Origin of the sequence: Tellurirhabdus rosea (assembly GCF_026278345.1) — a bacterium.
GTDB classification, from domain to species: domain Bacteria; phylum Bacteroidota; class Bacteroidia; order Cytophagales; family Spirosomataceae; genus Tellurirhabdus; species Tellurirhabdus rosea.
In genome coordinates, this window is the sequence record NZ_CP111085.1 from 1,317,764 (window position 1) to 1,333,845 (window position 16,082).

Consider the following 16,082-nt stretch of genomic DNA (forward strand, 5'->3'; position numbering starts at 1 on the left):
AAAGTTTATAGTTTATGACGGTCCGCCGTTGCGGTTGCTCGGCAAGGCCAGGAAATAGCAGAGCAACCGCAACGGCGGACCGTCATAAACTATAAACTCTAAACTTTAAACCTTACACCATCCGTTTCTAGTCTCCACTTTTCAGCACTGCCGGTTTGGGGGTCAGCGGCTTCAGTTCAAGGGCGGTCGGGCGCACGGGCAGCGGCCGGTTTACGGTCGGGGCCGATTTCACCATGAAGGGGCGCTGTCCGTTCGGCTTCCGCCCGGTATCGGGGCGGGGCGTCTTCGTCGTGTCGGGCTTTTTCAGCTGAACTTTGGGGGTCGGCAGGGCTCCGGCCAGGAAGTTCATTTCCTTTACCCGCTTGTCGAGGGCGGTATTCAGCGTCTTCCGTTTCAGGTAGCGTTCAACCAGCAGCGAGGCGATCGGGGCCGCGGCGACCCCGCCAAAGCCGGCGTTTTCGACAAAGACGGCAATGGCGATTTTCGGGTTGTCGCGCGGCGCAAACGCGACAAAAATAGAGTGGTCCTTTTTGCCTTTGGCGTTCTGCGACGTGCCGGTTTTTCCGCACATGACAATGTCCGGGATGATCGCGCCCCGCGTCACGGTTCCGGCTTTAACGGCCATTTCCATGCCGTCGATGACGCTTTCAAAATAATGCCGGTCAACGCCCACTTCGATTTTTTCGGAGTATTTGGGGTCCAGACCCTGTCCGGGCTTGCCGATTCCCGCCACGATATGGGGCCGGTAGTAATAGCCCCGGTTGGCGATAATAGCCGCCACGTTTGCCATTTTCAGGGGACTAATCAGCAGTTCGCCCTCCCCGATGCCCAGCGAGTAGATGTTGGAAAACTTCCAGCGCATTTCGCCGTAAATTTTGTCGTAATACTCCACATCCGGCAGTTTCCCTTTCAGTTCGCTCGGGAGGTCGATGCCCAGTTTCTGGCCGATGCCCCACCGGGCGGCCATCTCGTTCCAGTGGCGGAGGCCCATTGCCGAGGCTTTGAACGTGTTCCGTTCGGCGTTGTTGTACATCAGCCGCCGGAACACGTGGTAGAAGTACGGGTTGCACGAATACTGCACCGCGCCCAGCAGGTGGATGCCCGGCGGGTGGCCGTGGCACTTCATCTTGACGCCGCCGTGGCCGAACTGCGAAGCCGGCGTCAGCACGCCTTCCTGAAGACCGATCAGCGCCTGAATAAGTTTGAAGGTCGAACCCGGCCGGTAGCTCGCCATGACCGCCCGGTTGATGAGCGGCTTGTAAGGATCTTTCGCCAGTTTGGAATAATTCTTCGAGAAATAACGGCTCGACAGCATGTTCGGGTCGTAGGTCGGCGAGGACGCAATGGCCAGTACCTGCCCCGTGGCCGGTTCGATGGCGATGACACTGCCGACCTTGTTGACCAGCAGTGAGTCGGCATAGCGCTGGATTTCGACATCGATGCCCGTGTACAGGTTCTGCCCCGCCACGGCTATGGTGTCGAACTTCCCGTTCTTGTAGGAGCCTTTGATCACGCCGCGCACGTTCTGCATCACGAACCGCATGCCGCGTTTGCCGCGCAGCACTTCCTCGTACTGTTCTTCCAGACCGCTGTGGCCCTTGTAGTCGCCCTGCCGGTAGTAAGGCGTTTCCTGTTCTTCGAGCTCCTTCCGGGTTACTTCGCTCACGTACCCCAGCGCGTTGGCCATGGTGTGGGCCGGATAGGTCCGCATCGAACTGGTCACGTGCTCAAAACCCCGGTAATCGACCAGCGCGTCCTGAATCCGGGCAAAATCCTCCTTGGACAACTGACGCAGAAACAGCGAAGGCTTCACGGGGGAGTACGACCGCGCCGCGGCAATAAGGCTGTCGAACTCCCGGCGTTCGAGGCCCATCAGCCGGCAGAACGCCAGCGTATCAGGCACGTACATCTTTTTGGGAGTTACGTAAATATCGTAAACCGGCGTATTGTAGACAATCAGCTTGCCGTTCCGGTCGTAAATCTGGCCCCGGTAGGGAATTTCGATGACCCGCTTGATGGAGTTATTGGACGCTTCGAGCGAAAAGCTGTCGTCCAGAATCTGCAAATAAAACAGACGGGCAATGTAAACGATACCAACCAGACAGAAAACCGTGATCAGGATGTATTTTCTGTTCTCAATCATTGCGTGTTAATCCCGGAAAACCTTGCACTCACACGCTTTCCAGTTTATACACAAAATTAGGAGTTATGAATTAGGAATTATGAGTTATGAGTTAAAAATCATTAACGACCCACGTAATTATTTCCCTCGTCCAGCTGTATACAACGTCGTCAAAAGCCCTTTACCCTGGTCCGGACCCGGCATACATACATATCCGCCGTGATGTAGAGCGTTGTCCCGTCGTCGCCCCAGGCGCAGTTGGCCGTTGCCACGCCCATTTCGATGCGTCCGAGCAGTTTTCCCTGCGGCGAAACAACCACCAGACCGCCGGGGCCGGTGGACCAGACGTTGCCGCTGCGGTCGGTTTTCAGGCCGTCGAAGCCGCCCGTCAGCCCCTGTTTCAGCAGCGGACGCCCGTCGAAGAAAATCCGTCCCTTGCCCAGTGTCCCGTCGGAGCGGATGTCGTAGGCCATCAGAAAAGCGTCTTCGTTCGACTGGGCTACGTACAGCGTTTTTTCATCGGGCGAAAGGGCCACGCCGTTGGGCCGCTGCAAATCGCTCACGACCAGCGTCACCTTCCGGCTGCCGTCGGCCTGCGGGGGCGAAATCCGGTAAACGCCGTACACGTCCACTTCCCGGTTTTTCTGGTCAAACTGGCCTTCGGGAAGGCCATAGGGCGGGTCCGTAAAAAAGTACGAGCCGTCGGACAGCGCCACGACGTCGTTGGGGCTGTTGAATCGTTTGCCCTGGTAATTGTCCGCCAGCGTCTGTTTGCCGCCCATTCGGTTCAGCGGCATGGCCGAAACCCGCCGGTCGCCATGTTCACAGGCGATCAGCCGCCCCTGCGGGTCGATGGTCAGCCCGTTGGAACCCCGTTCGTCGCTGTAATGCCCCAGCCCGGTATAGCCCGAAGGTTTCAGAAAGACGGACAGCCCCTCCTTTTCGGTCCAGCGGTAGATGGTGTTCTCGGGCACGTCCGAAAACAGCAGGTAGCCGCCTTCCTTCACCCAGACCGGACCTTCGGACCAGACAAAGCCCGAGGCGATGACCTCCACTTTCGCGTCCGGGGCGAGGAGTTCAGAAAATTTTGCATCCACCGTGACCAGCTTTCCGATGGTCGGGTACACGCTCTGCGCGCCGGCGGCGAGGGGCATAGCAGTGGCAAGAGTAATGAGCATTTTTTTCATGATAAAAGGTTTCCCGCAGATGGGTAGGGATCATCGAAACAAATCTGCGCGTAAAATCCGGGTTAATCTGCGAGAAACCAAATACAGGACTTATCGAACTGTCAAAACGGCGCGCCCGATGCCCGGACGGCCGTCCGTAGCTGCGCCCTCCGCCTGCACCCGCAGCACCGAGCGGGCATCCGAGGCAAAGAAGCTCACTGACGCTTTTCCGTCGGCATCGGTCGTAATCATCGGCGACCAGAGCAGCGTGGGGCGGAAGTCGGGCCGCACGTCCTCCGGCTTAGGCTGGTCGTACTTCGGGGCGTAAAACTCCCGGACGGCGTTGTAGCCGTGCAGATCCGCCACCAGCGTTCCGGGCGTCCGGTCCTTCGACCAGTCGTAGTTGGCCCCGCCCCGCTTGGTCAGAATGGCAATCACCCCGCCGCCAGCCTGGCTGCCGAAGATCGCCGCGGAGGCCCCTTTGAGCACGTCCACCGTTTCGACATCCGTGGCCGGAATGCCCAGCACCGACTCCTTCGAGACCGGCATGCCGTCGAGCAGAAACAGCGGCTCGACGACGCCCTGGAAGTTGGCCGCGCCCCGAATCTGCACCACCGGACTGGTCGGCGGCCCCGAGATGGTCAGACCCGCCACCCGGCCGCGCAGTATGTCCAGGACCGAAAAAGCCCCGGCGCTGTTGATCTGGTCCACTTTCACCGTTACATCGGCCTGCCCGTAGATTTTGCGGGAATCCTGCGGCTGCTCGCGCTTTTTCCGAATCGTCACTTCCTGCAGCAGCACCTCCCGGTTGCGGCGAATCTGCCGCTCAATCTCCTGGTATTCCTTCGCCCGCTTGAGGTAGTCGGCCAGTTCGTCGGGCCGGAACTGGATCGGATTGTAGGGCACCTTCACCAGATCCACCGTCGGACTGAACAGGTTGTCGATGGTAATTTTCAGGTTGCTGCCGCCCTTCTGGGTCAGGCTCTGGATAAACACCTTCGACGAATCGCTGAAATTGAGGTCGTAGATGCCGAAGCGGCCGGTCTCGTCGGTTTCGTCCATGAGCAGCTCCCGGGTGCTGTCCGGGCGGATGAACAGAAGGGTCAGCTTTACTTTCCCGGCGATTTTCTGGCTCGGCCGCAGCACCTGGCCCGTGAGCGAAAGACCCGGCTCGACCGGAAAGCGGGCCGCCGCGTAGGTGTCTTTCAGCACCTCCTCCCAGGTAAAGCGCCGCCAGCCCTGGGTCATCATCAGCAGGTCGAGCTTCTGCATGCGGTCGGCGTTTTTCGGGTCAAAATAATAGCCCGGCTGTTCGATGGTGCCGCGCAGGTCGGATGAAAGCAGCAGATACGTCGATAAATCCGCCGCGTAAGGCTCCTTTTCCAGCACCTGCCCGCCATCGACGACGGCCAGCGACAGGTTGGTTCTGACGGGTTTGCCTTCGGGATCGGTCACGGCCAGATCGAGCTCTACTTTTTCGCGGGGGGCATAGGTCGCTTTCGACGGCGTAATGGCCACTTTCAGGCGTTCTCCCTTATCGGCGAAGACCAGCCGTTCGCAGACCGGCCGGTTCTGTTCGTCAAAAAGCGTCAGGTGGATAACCCCCTCCGGCAGTTTACTGCGCGGAATGGTCGAAATGGACGATTTTTTCGCAATGTCGCCCTGGGCGATGTGCACAATCTGCCCGCGGCACTGGGCCGCCAGGGTGAAATTGCCGGTGGTTGCGGCCGGTTTGTTGTTCCGGATAAACACCCGGATGTTGTCGCGGTTCGAAACGTTATCGACCATCATCACAAACCCCTGCGGACTGGCTTTGGGCAGCGGGTAGCTGTAACGCGGACCGTCCGGCACGTTCAGGTAAGCGGTGTATTCCTGTCCCGGCTCGGGCGTCAGGTTGAAAAAGCCCATGCCCAGGTGCATGCCCTGAAAACCGGCGATGGTGTCTTTGGCGGCATTGAGCACGTACCCGGTCATGTCGAGGCCCTTGCCCGTCGGCCCCACGATCTTGAAGCCAACCCGGCCTTCCAGCCCCTCCACCAGTTGCCCGCCTTCCGGAAAAATCTGCAGGTCCGGTTTCAGCTCCGCTTTAGCGGCGGTCGTGGCGGAGGTCGGCGGTTGATTGGGCCGGAAAATGGTGAGCGGCTTCTGGAAGTATTCGTCTTGGGAGAAATTACGCATCCAGCCCGTGTACGCCCGCAGCAGGTAGTTTCCGGCGACCATCGAATCGGGCAGCAGAATCTCTCCGGTTGCGTACCCGTACTGGGCCCGGTACACTTTGTTGACCACGACCTTCCGGGTATCGACGTTGACCAGGTCCACGTACAACACCCGGCTGACCGAATCGGCCACGTGCGAACTGCCGTCGAAGAGGTAGCCTTTCAGCCAGATGGTTTCGCCGGCGGCGTAGTAGGGCCGGTCGGTATGGAGGTATACTTTCTCGCGGGGCAATGTCTGATTATAAGCCGTTAACCGTTCGATAAGTCGCGTCGGAAATGGGCTGTCGAACCAGTGAAAAGCCGTCAGGAACGGGAGGGCGAAGAGGGCAAGGGTGCTAAGGAATGCCTTTTTTGAGTACATACGGTAGTTTTTTGCAAGATGGCAGTAAAAAGTAGGGATTACCGTATAAATTAGCAAAAACCTTTGCCTGCCGATATGACCAACCAACCATCCAAAACCGCTCTGGTGATCGGAGCGACGGGCCTCATCGGCGATCTGCTGACTCATCTGCTGGTTGATTCCTCCGCCTACGAACGCGTTAAAGTCCTCGTCCGCCGACCGCTCGGCTGGCAGCATCCGCGTCTTCAGGAAGTACAGTTTGATTTTGACCACCCCAACGGCCTGCTTGTTCAGGCCGATGATATATTCTGCTGTCTGGGAACGACCATCAAACAGGCCGGTTCGCAGGAGGCGTTTCGTAAAGTGGATTACCAGTACCCGCTGGACATTGCCCGTCTGGGCCGCAGCAACGGGGCGCACCAGTACTTTCTGGTCTCGGCGATGGGGTCGGATGTCAATTCCCGGATTTTCTACAACCGGGTGAAAGGCGAAGTGGAGCGGGATATTTTTGCCGTCGGCTACCCGACGTTTGTGGTGGTCCGGCCCTCGCTCCTGCTGGGCAACCGGAAAGAAACCCGCCTCGGCGAAAAAGTCGGGGAAGTGGTCATGCGCCTTTTCGCCCCGCTCATCCCGTCCAAATACAAAGCCGTCAAAGCCCAGAGCGTCGCCAACGCCCTGTTCTCCCTGGCTCAGAAAAGGCTCGCCGGGATTCATGTGGTGGAGTCGGACGAGCTCAGGAAATATTGAATGACTGAATGATTGAGTGACTGAATGACTGATTAGCTCCGTTGGCTCAAGATTGCGAAGCTAATCAGTCATTCAGTCACTCAATCATTCAGTCATTTTTTCCACTTCTCCTCCAGCATCTTGATAAAGAACCCTCCCACTACCGAGCGGGCCTGGAAGCCGACCTGGCGGGCGTTGGTGGTTTCGTGCCAGTCGCTCAGCGGGACGCGGCTCGTGGTTTTATCAGCGTAGAGGTGCAACGGCCGGATGAACGCCTGAAAATCCTGCGGACGGTCGGCCAGCGTGGCGGTCCAGATGATCCAGTCGCCTTTGGTGTAGGTCTTGCGGGAATCCAGCGGCAGGCCGAACGGCTTCTGCTGTTTGAGATAATAGGCCACTTCGGTCTGGGCGACTTCTTTCGGGAAAATATTCAGATTAAGGAGCTTGTCCCAGACCAGGTTGTATTTCTGGCTCCAGGTGCCTTTTTTGTCGAACGTCAGGGCGTAATGGTCGCCGTCCCGGGCCATCTCCATCCAGCGGCGGGCCAGGTCGCGGGCCAGCGTCAGGTGCTCTTTGGCCACGTCCGGCTGGCCCAGTGTTTCGGCCAGGTGCCCGTAGGCCGCAATGCCCATAATGGCCTTCACGGACAGGTTGGCGTTGCGGGCCAGGTGTCCGGCAAAATCGTCGGTACAAAGCTGGTTGGCCGGGTCGAAGCCTTCTTTTTTGAGATAATCCACCCAGGTCGTCAGGACGGGCCAGTGCTGTTTGGCGTAAGCCGCGTTGCCTTCCGAGCGGGCAATGGCGGCCGTCAGGATGAGCATGTTGCCGCATTCTTCCACGGGCATGTCTTCGGGATACGTCTGGCCGTTGGCGATGGGGTACGTCCCGACATCATGCGCGGCGAAGGGCTTGGTCCATTTGCCGCTTTCGGAATACTGGAAAATCGGCTCCATCATGCCTTTCAGCAGCACCGGATTGTAGAGCAGAAACAGCGGTGCCGACGGGTAGGTGACGTCCACCGTGCCAATGGAGCCGTTCGAGAAATTCTCTTTCGAGAAGAACAGCACCTCCCCTTTCGGCCCGGCCACGGTCTTATGCGCGGCGATGGCCTGCCGGTACGCGAGCTGGCACAAATCGGCATACTCCTTCCCGCCGACCTTCAGCGCGTCATTGTACAGGGTCCGGTCGAAGGTGCGGCATTTCTCCATCAGGCGGGTGTATTCCCGTTCGGCGTCAGTGAGCATTTTTTCGGCGCTCATTTCCGGGTTCCGGCGCCACCAGCCACGCAGATTTTCGCCAAAATACTGTACCGAATACAGGTCATCGTACCCCAGAATCAGGTGCGTCTGCTTCGGACTGGCGCTCACCGACCCCAGGTTCTGCACCAGCGCCATCGCGCGTTCGGTGCCCGGTACCGGCTGCGTGTTGAACTCGGCGTTGCCCGCCACCGTGGCTTTCTGCACGAAGGTCTGAACCAGGTCCGTAGGCTGGCTGACGGCAATCCGGTCACCTTTGGGGGCCGCCAGATAGGCGTATCCCCAGTCGATGCGGACATTGTCGCCCTTCTGGCCCAGCACCTGCTGCGGAACGGGGCGGCCGAGCCAGCCGAAGATCAGGTTGCTGCTGACCTGGACGTTTCCGGAAACGGTCTGCTCGGGCTGGTTCACCGCCAGCAGGCCGGAGGCGCTGGTCATGAGTTCGACCTGATGCGGCTTTCCGTCGGTCGAGCGGGCGCGGTACGTGATGTAGGAAGCCGGGCGGGTCATCGTTTCCAGTTCATCCATCAGCAGGGGCGTCGTAAACGTCACGCCCAGTTCCAGTGGTCCGGTCCGGAACACATACTCGCTCTGCGTGGCCGAAACCTTCAGCGACTGCTGAACAGCCTTGCTCAGGGCCGAGGGCAGTTTGACGGTCTGCTCATCGACCAGTCCAAAATCGACGAAAGCATTGCTGCCCGTGTTTTTGCAGCGGACAGCCAGCACGTTGCGGCCCGGCTTCAGGGTCCGTAGCGCCTCGGCCGGAATGGGCCGGGTCTGGTAGTCCGAGATGCCGCCATCGCTGTTGTAGAGCTTTACGCCGTTTAGAAACACTTCTGCCTGGTCGTTGTGGCTGATCAGCAGCTGGAGCTTTTCAAATTGTGTGCTGGTTAATTCGAACGGGCGGCGGACCCAGATTTCGTCCAGCCAGTTGGTGGCCGGTTTGGCCGGGTGACGGTCGCTGGGGTTACCATACGGGGCCGTTCCGGTTTGCCAGCCCTCCGCACCGAACGCCGGACTTTCCCAGCCCGCCGCCGGTTTGGCGGTCGTGTAGGCGGCCTGATACGGGTTTTGTTTGCCCGTGGGCAGCACGGGTTTCATGGCCGTAGACGGAGCGCCCATGAACTGATACGCTTTACCATCCACCCGAACGTAGCCGTTGAGCGGCTGCGCCCGGCCGGTCCAGTGGCGGGTGGGCCCTTCGTTCAGCTGGTCGTTGAAGGACCAGATGCTGGTGTAGGGGTCAATCGTAACCAGCGGCACGGCGGGCGGGCGCTGGGCGTTCATGACGAATGAACAATGAAGAATGAATACGGCAAAAAGGACGCGGAATCGGCGGAAAGGGGAAGAAGGATTATTTTTCAGCATGGAGAAAACGGGTATGAACATTTTACCGAAATTAACGACTCAGAATACTCTTCAAATCAGTCGCCTCAACCTTTTCTACTTATGGACCTCAAAATTCGCCCGTCCAACCGGCAGGATGTTGATGTTGTGTACCAGTTTATGTGTGAACTGGAAGAATGCAAACTGGACCAGACGGCGTTTCGGGCCATCTTTCTGCACAATCTGGCCGACCCCAAGATTCATTACCTGGTGGCGGAGGTCGAAGGGGCACCCGTCGGGTTTATCAGTTGCCATGTCCAGTACCTGCTGCATCATACGGGTAAAATTGCCGAAATTCAGGAGTTCTACGTTCGCCCTGAGTTCCGGGGACGGCGGATCGGCCGCCGCCTGATCGAGGCCACGGAGGAACGGGTTCGTCGGGAAAATGCCGTCCATCTGGAAGTAGCGACCAACCAGCGACGCACCGAAACGGTTGAGTTTTACAAACACGTCTCTTTCGCCCTTTCCCATTTTAAATTAGTCAAAGTACTGTAAACCAACCGCCTGAATGCTATCAATCCACCGAACTGTCTTTGCCATTTTCCTTGCGGTCGCCGCGGTTCATTTTTCCTTATTCATCACTCCCCCAGCCTTCGCCCAGCCCGCCAAATCCGACGCGGCGCTTACTCAAAAGCTGGCCGTCCTGCTCCAAGGCTTCAACGGGCAGGCGGGCGTCTACGTCCGTCATCTGAAAACCGGCAAAGTGGTTCAGCTGAATGCCGACACGACCTTCCCGACCGCCAGCACGGTCAAAATTCCCATCATGATTGGGGTGATGGACAAAATTCACAAAGGCGAACTGTCGTACCAGCAGGAACTGGTTTACCGGGATTCGCTGAAATACGACGACGGCATCGTGGGTTCGCTGAAAGACAGCACCCGGCTGCCGCTCAGCTACGTCATGATGCTGATGGCGACGATCAGCGACAATACAGGCAGTCTCTGGCTTCAGGCCCTGGCAGGCGGCGGGCAGACGATCAACGCCTGGCTGACCGCCAACGGCTTTCCGCAGACGCGCGTCAACTCCCGCACGCCCGGCCGCGAACCCTTCCGGAAAGAATACGGCTGGGGACAGACCACGCCCCGCGAACTGGCCGAACTGCTGGCTTACCTCCGGCAGGGCAAGGCCGTTAGTCCGGATGCCAGCGACCGGATGTACCGCAACCTGACCCGGCAGTTCTGGGACGGCGAAGGGCTTTCCCAGCTTCCGGCCAACGTCAGCGTGGCTACGAAAAACGGGGCCGTCAACCGGTCAAAGTCCGAAGTAGCGCTGGTACACGCCCCGCATGGTGATTACGTGTACTGCGTGATGACCAAAAATCAGAAAGACGAACGCTGGTCGCGCGACAATGAAGGGTATCAGCTCCTGCGAAATGTGGCCCGGACGCTCTGGGAGCATTTCGAAGCCAAATCCGACTGGAAACCGGTGACAGGGTATGAGAAGTGGTGGTAGAATGATACTAAATGAACATTGAATGATGAATATTGAAGGCTCCGCTAATTCTGGTACTTGACCCGGCGGAGCTTTCATTATTCGTCATTCATCATTCTTTTCATTTACCGCCGGCTGGCGAGGTATTCGTTTATATCCTTGAATCCGTCGGGCACGGTCTTGCTGACGACTTCGATCCGGTACTGGCTCAGCACGTCGGCAAAATCTTTCGCGGCTTTCTGTCCGGCCCGGTCGTTGTCGAAGTAAAAGCAAACCTTCACCCGCTGGAACAGCTTTGCCCATTCCCGCTTGAAGAGCGTGGCGGAGCCCAGACTCACAGCGGCCAGGCCCTCCTGCACCAGCGCCATCGCATCAAAAGCGCCTTCGGTCAGGTAGACGGTCTGGCCCGTCCGGACCTGTTTCAGCACGTCGGCGTTGAACAGCTCGACCGGCACGCCGCTCAGAAACTGGTATTTGGCGTAGGCGTCCGTCGGATTTCCCACAATCCGGCCCTGCAGAAAAACAATGCGGCCTTCGCGGTAATACGGGATGATGATTACATGGCGGTAGAAAATAAGATTGCCTTTCTCGTTGAACAGGCCGCATTCCTGGAGGTCCGCCAGCGCCCAGGTGTTGCGCAGGTGCGCCTGGGCCGCCTCGTAATCCGACACGATGAACAGCCGGAACTGGCGCAGAATCCGGTCCTCAAAACTCCTTCCGCGGAGATAGTCCAGCGCCTCTTCCCGGACGGGAGAAGGCGGCAGACTGTTGCAAAAACGCTGAAAGTCCTCGTAAATGACGCTGTGCCCCAGCTGGTAGGTGTACGTTTTGGTATCCGGCGGTAGAGTCCGTTTCGCCGGTCCGGGAGCAAGGGGGGCGATTTTCTTCAGATGCCCGCGTTTGTAAAGCTCCGGCCGATAATCAGGCAGGTAATTGAACGCCAGTTCGTGCATGGCCGAGGTGTACTCCTGTTTGGAGATGCCGGCATAAAAATGGATCACGTCGCCGTGCCGCCCGCAGCCGAAGCAGTGGTAGGTATTGGTCTGCGGGTACAGCACCAGCGAAGGCGTTTTTTCCTCGTGAAACGGGCAGCAGATTTTCCGAAACTGCCGGATGGTAAACCCCAGATCGCTGACCACCCGACCGATTTCGATTCCTCTGACCTTCGTTAATAAATCCATACGCGGACCGCTGGGCAGTTTTTTTTCGGGAAAGTTAAAACCCGGAGCCCTATTTCCGTCTAACAATCGAATCTTTTAACGGTTGCTTTTTTATGCGCTATCTTACTGGTACAATTTTTCTGCTGGCTTTCCTCTGTACGTTCACCTGGCCTGTTCAGGCCCAGCCGCAAAACGTGATCAAGACCAACATCATCAGTCCGCTTCTGCTCACCGGCAATTTTGCGTACGAACGGGCACTGAATGAGCACAATAGCCTCCAGGTGGGCGTTTTTGTTTCGGGACTGCGCCTGAGCGGCGTGAAATACCGCGGCTTTGGCTTTACGCCGGAGTACCGTTTTTACCTCATGAATAGCCAGACGGCCCCGAACGGCTTTTATGTCGCGCCTTTTTTCCGCTACCGGAATTTTGAAATTGAGGACGCCGACCAGCCGCAGGTCGGTGGTCGGCTGCGTACGTACGGGGGTGGCGTTACGGCGGGCTACCAGGCTATTTTCAGCGAACGTTTTTCGCTGGATGTTTTTCTCGGGCCGTCGGTCAGTTCGGCTTCCGTCCGGTCCAACGACGGCTACACGCCCAGTCTGCCCTTCGGCCTGTTCAGCGGGTTCGGGCTACGTGCCGGGTTGACGTTTGGGCTGGCCTTTTGACACAAAAAAGCCGTTTCCTTTGAAGGAAACGGCTTTTCCATTGATAGCTTAGCCTGATTAGTTCAGGAAGTTCAGACGCAGGTCGTTCAGCTGGCTACGGATGGAAGCGTCCACCTGCCGGTCGCCGATCCGCAGCACGTAACCGCCGATCAATTTCGGGTCAACTTTCTCTTCCAGTTCTACCGTTTTGCCGGTTGCTTTCGACACCATGTTCCGGAACTGCTGGCGCAGGTCGTCGGTCAGCGGCAGCGTCGTGGTGACCTGCGCTTTCTGAATGCCTTTCAGATCGTTGTAAAGCCGGATAAATTCTTCGGCAATGGAGTCCATGATTCCTTCCCGGTTCTTCTTGGTAATGATGGAGAAGATGGTGTAGGAAACCGGATTGACCCGCGGCTGAAACACGTTTTTCAGAATAGAAAGCTTCTTTTCGTGCCGCAGGATGGGGCTTTTCAGCGCAAGCATCAGTTCGCGGTTTTCGCTAACGACCTGCTTGAAAAACTGCATGTCTTTGTATACTTCTTCGGTCAGGTTTTTCTCCTGCGCCAGGTCAATCAGCGACTTGGCATACCGGAACGCTACCGTTGATTCAGCCATAACCTTTTTTGAGTTATGAATTAAGAGTTATGAGTTATGAGTTAGTTGAATCGTTCTATTGACGTATAACTCATAATTCATAACTCATAACTCTTCATTAATTCAGACGTGATTCAGCGACCAGGCTTTTCACCAGTTGCTCCTGCGAGTCCTTATCACTCAGTTCTTTGCGAAGAACTTTTTCGGCGATCTGGATAGACAGGTCTACGACTTCTTTCTTCACCTGGGCCATCATGGCCTGGCGTTCTGTCTGCATGGCTTCGCGGGCCTGTTCCAGTATGCGCTTGCCTTCTTCAGAGGCTTTGTCGCGGGCTTCGGCGATCATGCGATCCGACGTGTCTTTGGCGCTGCGGATGATGGCATCGCGTTCGGCGCGGGCTTCGGCCTGAAGCTTCTGGTTGTCGGCCTGCAGCTTCGCCATTTCGGCACGGGTGCGTTCGGCCATGTCCAGGGCGCTCTGGATATCCTGCTCACGCTCCTTGAGGCTCTGTGTAATGGGTTTCCAGGCAAATTTCGTCAGGATGAACAACAGTGCCAGGAAGAAAAGCACCTGCCAGAATAATAGACCAAGATCTGGGGTAAGTAAATCCATTGTATTGCGGTATGCTTAGTTTCTTAAGGAATGTCTTGACGGCGCCCGGACAGCCCGGGGCAGTATTCAATCTTTTGCTGTTCTGCTCAGAGGTTGGAATGGGCCCGCCGCGCGACTACTTCGACACGACGGGCTTTTCCGAATCAGCTCAGGGTCTGCTGCCGGCACCTAATGCCCCGGCGACCCAAAACTTTTTGACTCCGTTTCCTGATTACAGGTTGAACGAAATCAGCAGACAGATAACGGCTGCGAACAGGGCCACGGCCTCGATAAGAGCCGCGATGATCAGCATGGCCGTCTGGATCCGACCAGCCGCTTCCGGCTGACGGGCGATACCTTCCATAGCTGAACCACCGATACGACCGATACCCAGACCAGCACCGATAGCGGCCAGACCAGCACCGATACCGGCGCCCATTACTGCCAGACCTACACCGTTGTCGGCTGCCTGCAGGAGAATTGAGAGCAACATTGCGAACATGCTCAATTGGTTATTTATAAGTGAAACAAAAGATTGCGTTGTAAAGAGACACTGGAGGTTAGACAAGGGACAAGCGACAATGACTCATACGCATCGACGTCGTTCATCTTTTGTCTATTCTCTTTTGTCAAAAAGATTAATGGTGCTCTTCCAGACCTGCTTCCAGACCGGAGCCGCCGCCGTGGTGGTGTTCCTCGACCGCGCTGCCGATGTACATCGACGAGAGCAGCGTGAAGATGAACGCCTGCAGGAAGGCTACCAGCAATTCGATCAGGTTCATGAAGATGGTGAACACGGCCACCAGCGGGCTAACGGCCCAGCCCGTAGCCGAACCACCCAGGTTTCCGGCAATGAATATCAGACCCAGCAGGCTGAGAATGATAATGTGACCGGCCGTGATATTGGCAAAAAGTCGAACCATGAGCGAGAACGGTTTCATGAACACGCCCACAATTTCAACCGGAATCATGATCGGCAGCAGGGCTACCGGGACACCCGTCGGTTTGAAAAGGTGCATCCAGTAATCCTTGTTCCCGCTGAAGTTCACAATCAGGAAGGTAATGACCGCCAGCGTCAGCGTTACGGCGATGTTGCCCGTCAGGTTGGCACCACCGGGCAGCAGACCCAGCAGGTTGTTGACCAGAATAAAGAAGAACAGCGTCAGCAGGTACGGCAGGTAACGCTCGTAGCGCGGACCGATGTTCGGCTTGGCGATTTCGTCACGCACGAAGATGATCAGCGGCTCCATGAACGACTGCAGGCCGCTCGGGGCTCTGCCTTTGTTTTTCTGGTAGCCTTTGCTCACCGTCAGGAAGACCGCCAGCAGAATGATAAAGCTCAGAATGAGGGAGGCCACGTTTTTGGTGATCGAGAAATCGTACACGTGGGCCGAGTGGTCTTCCTCGCCGGAGGCCGTTACGCGGTGGATTTTTCCGTGCTCCAGTTTGTATCCGTTGTACACTTCGCCGTGGGCCAGGTGGGAAGACGAAAATACTTCCAGACCCCGGTCGGCGCTGTACAGAATGACCGGCAGCGGCAGCGTCAGGCCGTGGGCAAATTCCCAGCCGTGGTCATCCTTGATGTGGTGCATAATCATGTCGCCCACGCTGAATTCCTTCTTGACTTCAGAGTCTTCGGTCGAACCCGTTTCGTGGCCGTGGTCCTGCGCACGAACAGCAAACGTGCTCAGTGTCAGAGTGGCAATCAGAAAAAGTTTATGAATGAGCGAGCGCATCATGGGTAGTAATAGGGCGGTCTTATAAATCGCGCCGCAAGTTACGACTCAATGTGTAGATTTCAAAACCCGTGTAACATAAATAGAGTACAAGAAAGTTGACAATAAAGATTTGTTTAAGCTCAACCTTCCGGTACAGAAAGTACCCGACAAAGACCAGGCTCAGGAGCAGACGGGCTACCAGCGAGGCCATGTACATTTGCACGAATTTCTCGCGATTGTTCTCAAAACCAATGTTCATCAGCCGGTGAAGCAGAAACGAGACGCTCAGAAAAAAGAGCAGCATGGCCTTCCACTGCGGGTGCAGCCAGGCGGGATGACGGTATTGTTCTGCTGTAAAAAATACAATTGCCAGTACAAGGGTAAAAAGGAAACTGCGAAACATTTTTTAGGGTTGTTTGGGCAATTGCCGGATAAACAGGTAGAGCGCGGCTCCAATGGCGAACAGGGACAGGACAATGGTCCAGATGGGGTTTTCGTTCTGCTGCCACTCGTCCAGTTTCAGGCCCGCCCAGACGCCCAGGCCGATGGTTCCCAGCATCTGGAAACCGGCCCCTACAAACTGCATGTACCGGTTTGTGCCCGGAGGCAGGTTGCTTTTGGCCCGATTTTCGCCGGAGGTATTGGGTTGTTGCTCGCTCATACGCCTGATTTACCGGGAATTATGTTGTATTTTTGGTAAACCTTGCCGGACAGTCATACTGCCCTGCCG

Annotated in this window: 15 protein-coding genes; 4 read left to right on the forward strand and 11 right to left on the reverse strand. The window is 57.0% G+C overall.

The window, feature by feature from the left end; translation table 11 throughout:
* Positions 1 to 127 precede the first annotated feature (127 nt).
* The 3 genes from ORG26_RS05525 to ORG26_RS05535 form a co-directional block, all read right to left on the reverse strand.
* Complete coding sequence (locus ORG26_RS05525) at positions 128 to 2,143, reverse strand: peptidoglycan D,D-transpeptidase FtsI family protein (RefSeq protein ID WP_266367529.1); 2,016 nt, start codon at positions 2,141 to 2,143, stop codon at positions 128 to 130.
* A 149-nt stretch (positions 2,144 to 2,292) separates the two neighbouring features.
* Positions 2,293 to 3,300, reverse strand: a complete 1,008-nt coding sequence (locus ORG26_RS05530; RefSeq protein ID WP_266367530.1) for an SMP-30/gluconolactonase/LRE family protein — start codon at positions 3,298 to 3,300, stop codon at positions 2,293 to 2,295.
* A gap of 99 nt (positions 3,301 to 3,399) precedes the next feature.
* The gene (locus tag ORG26_RS05535; protein ID WP_266367531.1) at positions 3,400 to 5,865 is read right to left on the reverse strand and encodes a TonB-dependent receptor; all 2,466 of its coding nucleotides are present in this window, start codon (positions 5,863 to 5,865) and stop codon (positions 3,400 to 3,402) included.
* Positions 5,866 to 5,940: 75 nt separating this feature from the next.
* On the opposite strand from ORG26_RS05535, the gene ORG26_RS05540 reads away from it, so the two are divergent.
* Positions 5,941 to 6,591, forward strand: coding sequence for a Rossmann-fold NAD(P)-binding domain-containing protein (locus ORG26_RS05540; RefSeq protein WP_266367532.1), 651 nt, complete (start codon positions 5,941 to 5,943; stop codon positions 6,589 to 6,591).
* Positions 6,592 to 6,683: 92 nt separating this feature from the next.
* Here ORG26_RS05540 and ORG26_RS05545 read toward each other — a convergent pair whose 3' ends face one another.
* Positions 6,684 to 9,113 (reverse strand): glutaminase domain-containing protein, encoded by a 2,430-nt coding sequence (locus ORG26_RS05545; RefSeq protein WP_266367533.1) that lies wholly within the window; start codon positions 9,111 to 9,113, stop codon positions 6,684 to 6,686.
* A gap of 162 nt (positions 9,114 to 9,275) precedes the next feature.
* Between ORG26_RS05545 and ORG26_RS05550 the strand changes: the two genes are divergently transcribed.
* Positions 9,276 to 9,707, forward strand: a complete 432-nt coding sequence (locus ORG26_RS05550; protein ID WP_266367534.1) for a GNAT family N-acetyltransferase — start codon at positions 9,276 to 9,278, stop codon at positions 9,705 to 9,707.
* A 13-nt stretch (positions 9,708 to 9,720) separates the two neighbouring features.
* Entirely contained in the window at positions 9,721 to 10,665 is a 945-nt protein-coding gene (locus ORG26_RS05555; protein ID WP_266367535.1) for a serine hydrolase, read from the forward strand.
* A 104-nt stretch (positions 10,666 to 10,769) separates the two neighbouring features.
* Here ORG26_RS05555 and ORG26_RS05560 read toward each other — a convergent pair whose 3' ends face one another.
* Positions 10,770 to 11,825, reverse strand: coding sequence for a CHC2 zinc finger domain-containing protein (locus tag ORG26_RS05560; protein ID WP_266367536.1), 1,056 nt, complete (start codon positions 11,823 to 11,825; stop codon positions 10,770 to 10,772).
* A gap of 92 nt (positions 11,826 to 11,917) precedes the next feature.
* Here ORG26_RS05560 and ORG26_RS05565 point away from each other — a divergent pair, with 92 nt between their 5' ends.
* Positions 11,918 to 12,469 carry a DUF3575 domain-containing protein gene (locus ORG26_RS05565; RefSeq protein ID WP_266367537.1) on the forward strand — a complete coding sequence of 184 codons (552 nt, stop codon included), beginning with the start codon at positions 11,918 to 11,920 and terminating at the stop codon, positions 12,467 to 12,469.
* A gap of 57 nt (positions 12,470 to 12,526) precedes the next feature.
* On the opposite strand, the gene atpH is transcribed toward ORG26_RS05565, so the two are convergent.
* The 6 genes from atpH to ORG26_RS05595 all read right to left on the reverse strand — a co-directional run bounded on the left by atpH (position 12,527) and on the right by ORG26_RS05595 (position 15,938).
* Positions 12,527 to 13,063: an ATP synthase F1 subunit delta gene (gene atpH / locus ORG26_RS05570; protein WP_266367538.1), complete on the reverse strand. Its 537-nt coding sequence runs from the start codon at positions 13,061 to 13,063 to the stop codon at positions 12,527 to 12,529.
* Positions 13,064 to 13,160: 97 nt separating this feature from the next.
* A complete protein-coding gene (locus ORG26_RS05575; protein ID WP_266367539.1) occupies positions 13,161 to 13,655 on the reverse strand; it encodes a F0F1 ATP synthase subunit B in 495 nt (164 codons plus the stop codon).
* 211 nt (positions 13,656 to 13,866) lie between these two features.
* A complete protein-coding gene (atpE, locus tag ORG26_RS05580) occupies positions 13,867 to 14,127 on the reverse strand; it encodes an ATP synthase F0 subunit C (RefSeq protein ID WP_266367540.1) in 261 nt (86 codons plus the stop codon).
* A gap of 145 nt (positions 14,128 to 14,272) precedes the next feature.
* Positions 14,273 to 15,373, reverse strand: a complete 1,101-nt coding sequence (atpB, locus tag ORG26_RS05585; protein WP_266367541.1) for a F0F1 ATP synthase subunit A — start codon at positions 15,371 to 15,373, stop codon at positions 14,273 to 14,275.
* A gap of 19 nt (positions 15,374 to 15,392) precedes the next feature.
* Positions 15,393 to 15,755 (reverse strand): hypothetical protein, encoded by a 363-nt coding sequence (locus ORG26_RS05590; RefSeq protein WP_266367542.1) that lies wholly within the window; start codon positions 15,753 to 15,755, stop codon positions 15,393 to 15,395.
* A 3-nt stretch (positions 15,756 to 15,758) separates the two neighbouring features.
* On the reverse strand, positions 15,759 to 15,938 hold the full coding sequence (locus ORG26_RS05595) for an AtpZ/AtpI family protein (protein WP_266369329.1): 180 nt from the start codon (positions 15,936 to 15,938) through the stop codon (positions 15,759 to 15,761).
* Positions 15,939 to 16,082 lie beyond the last annotated feature (144 nt).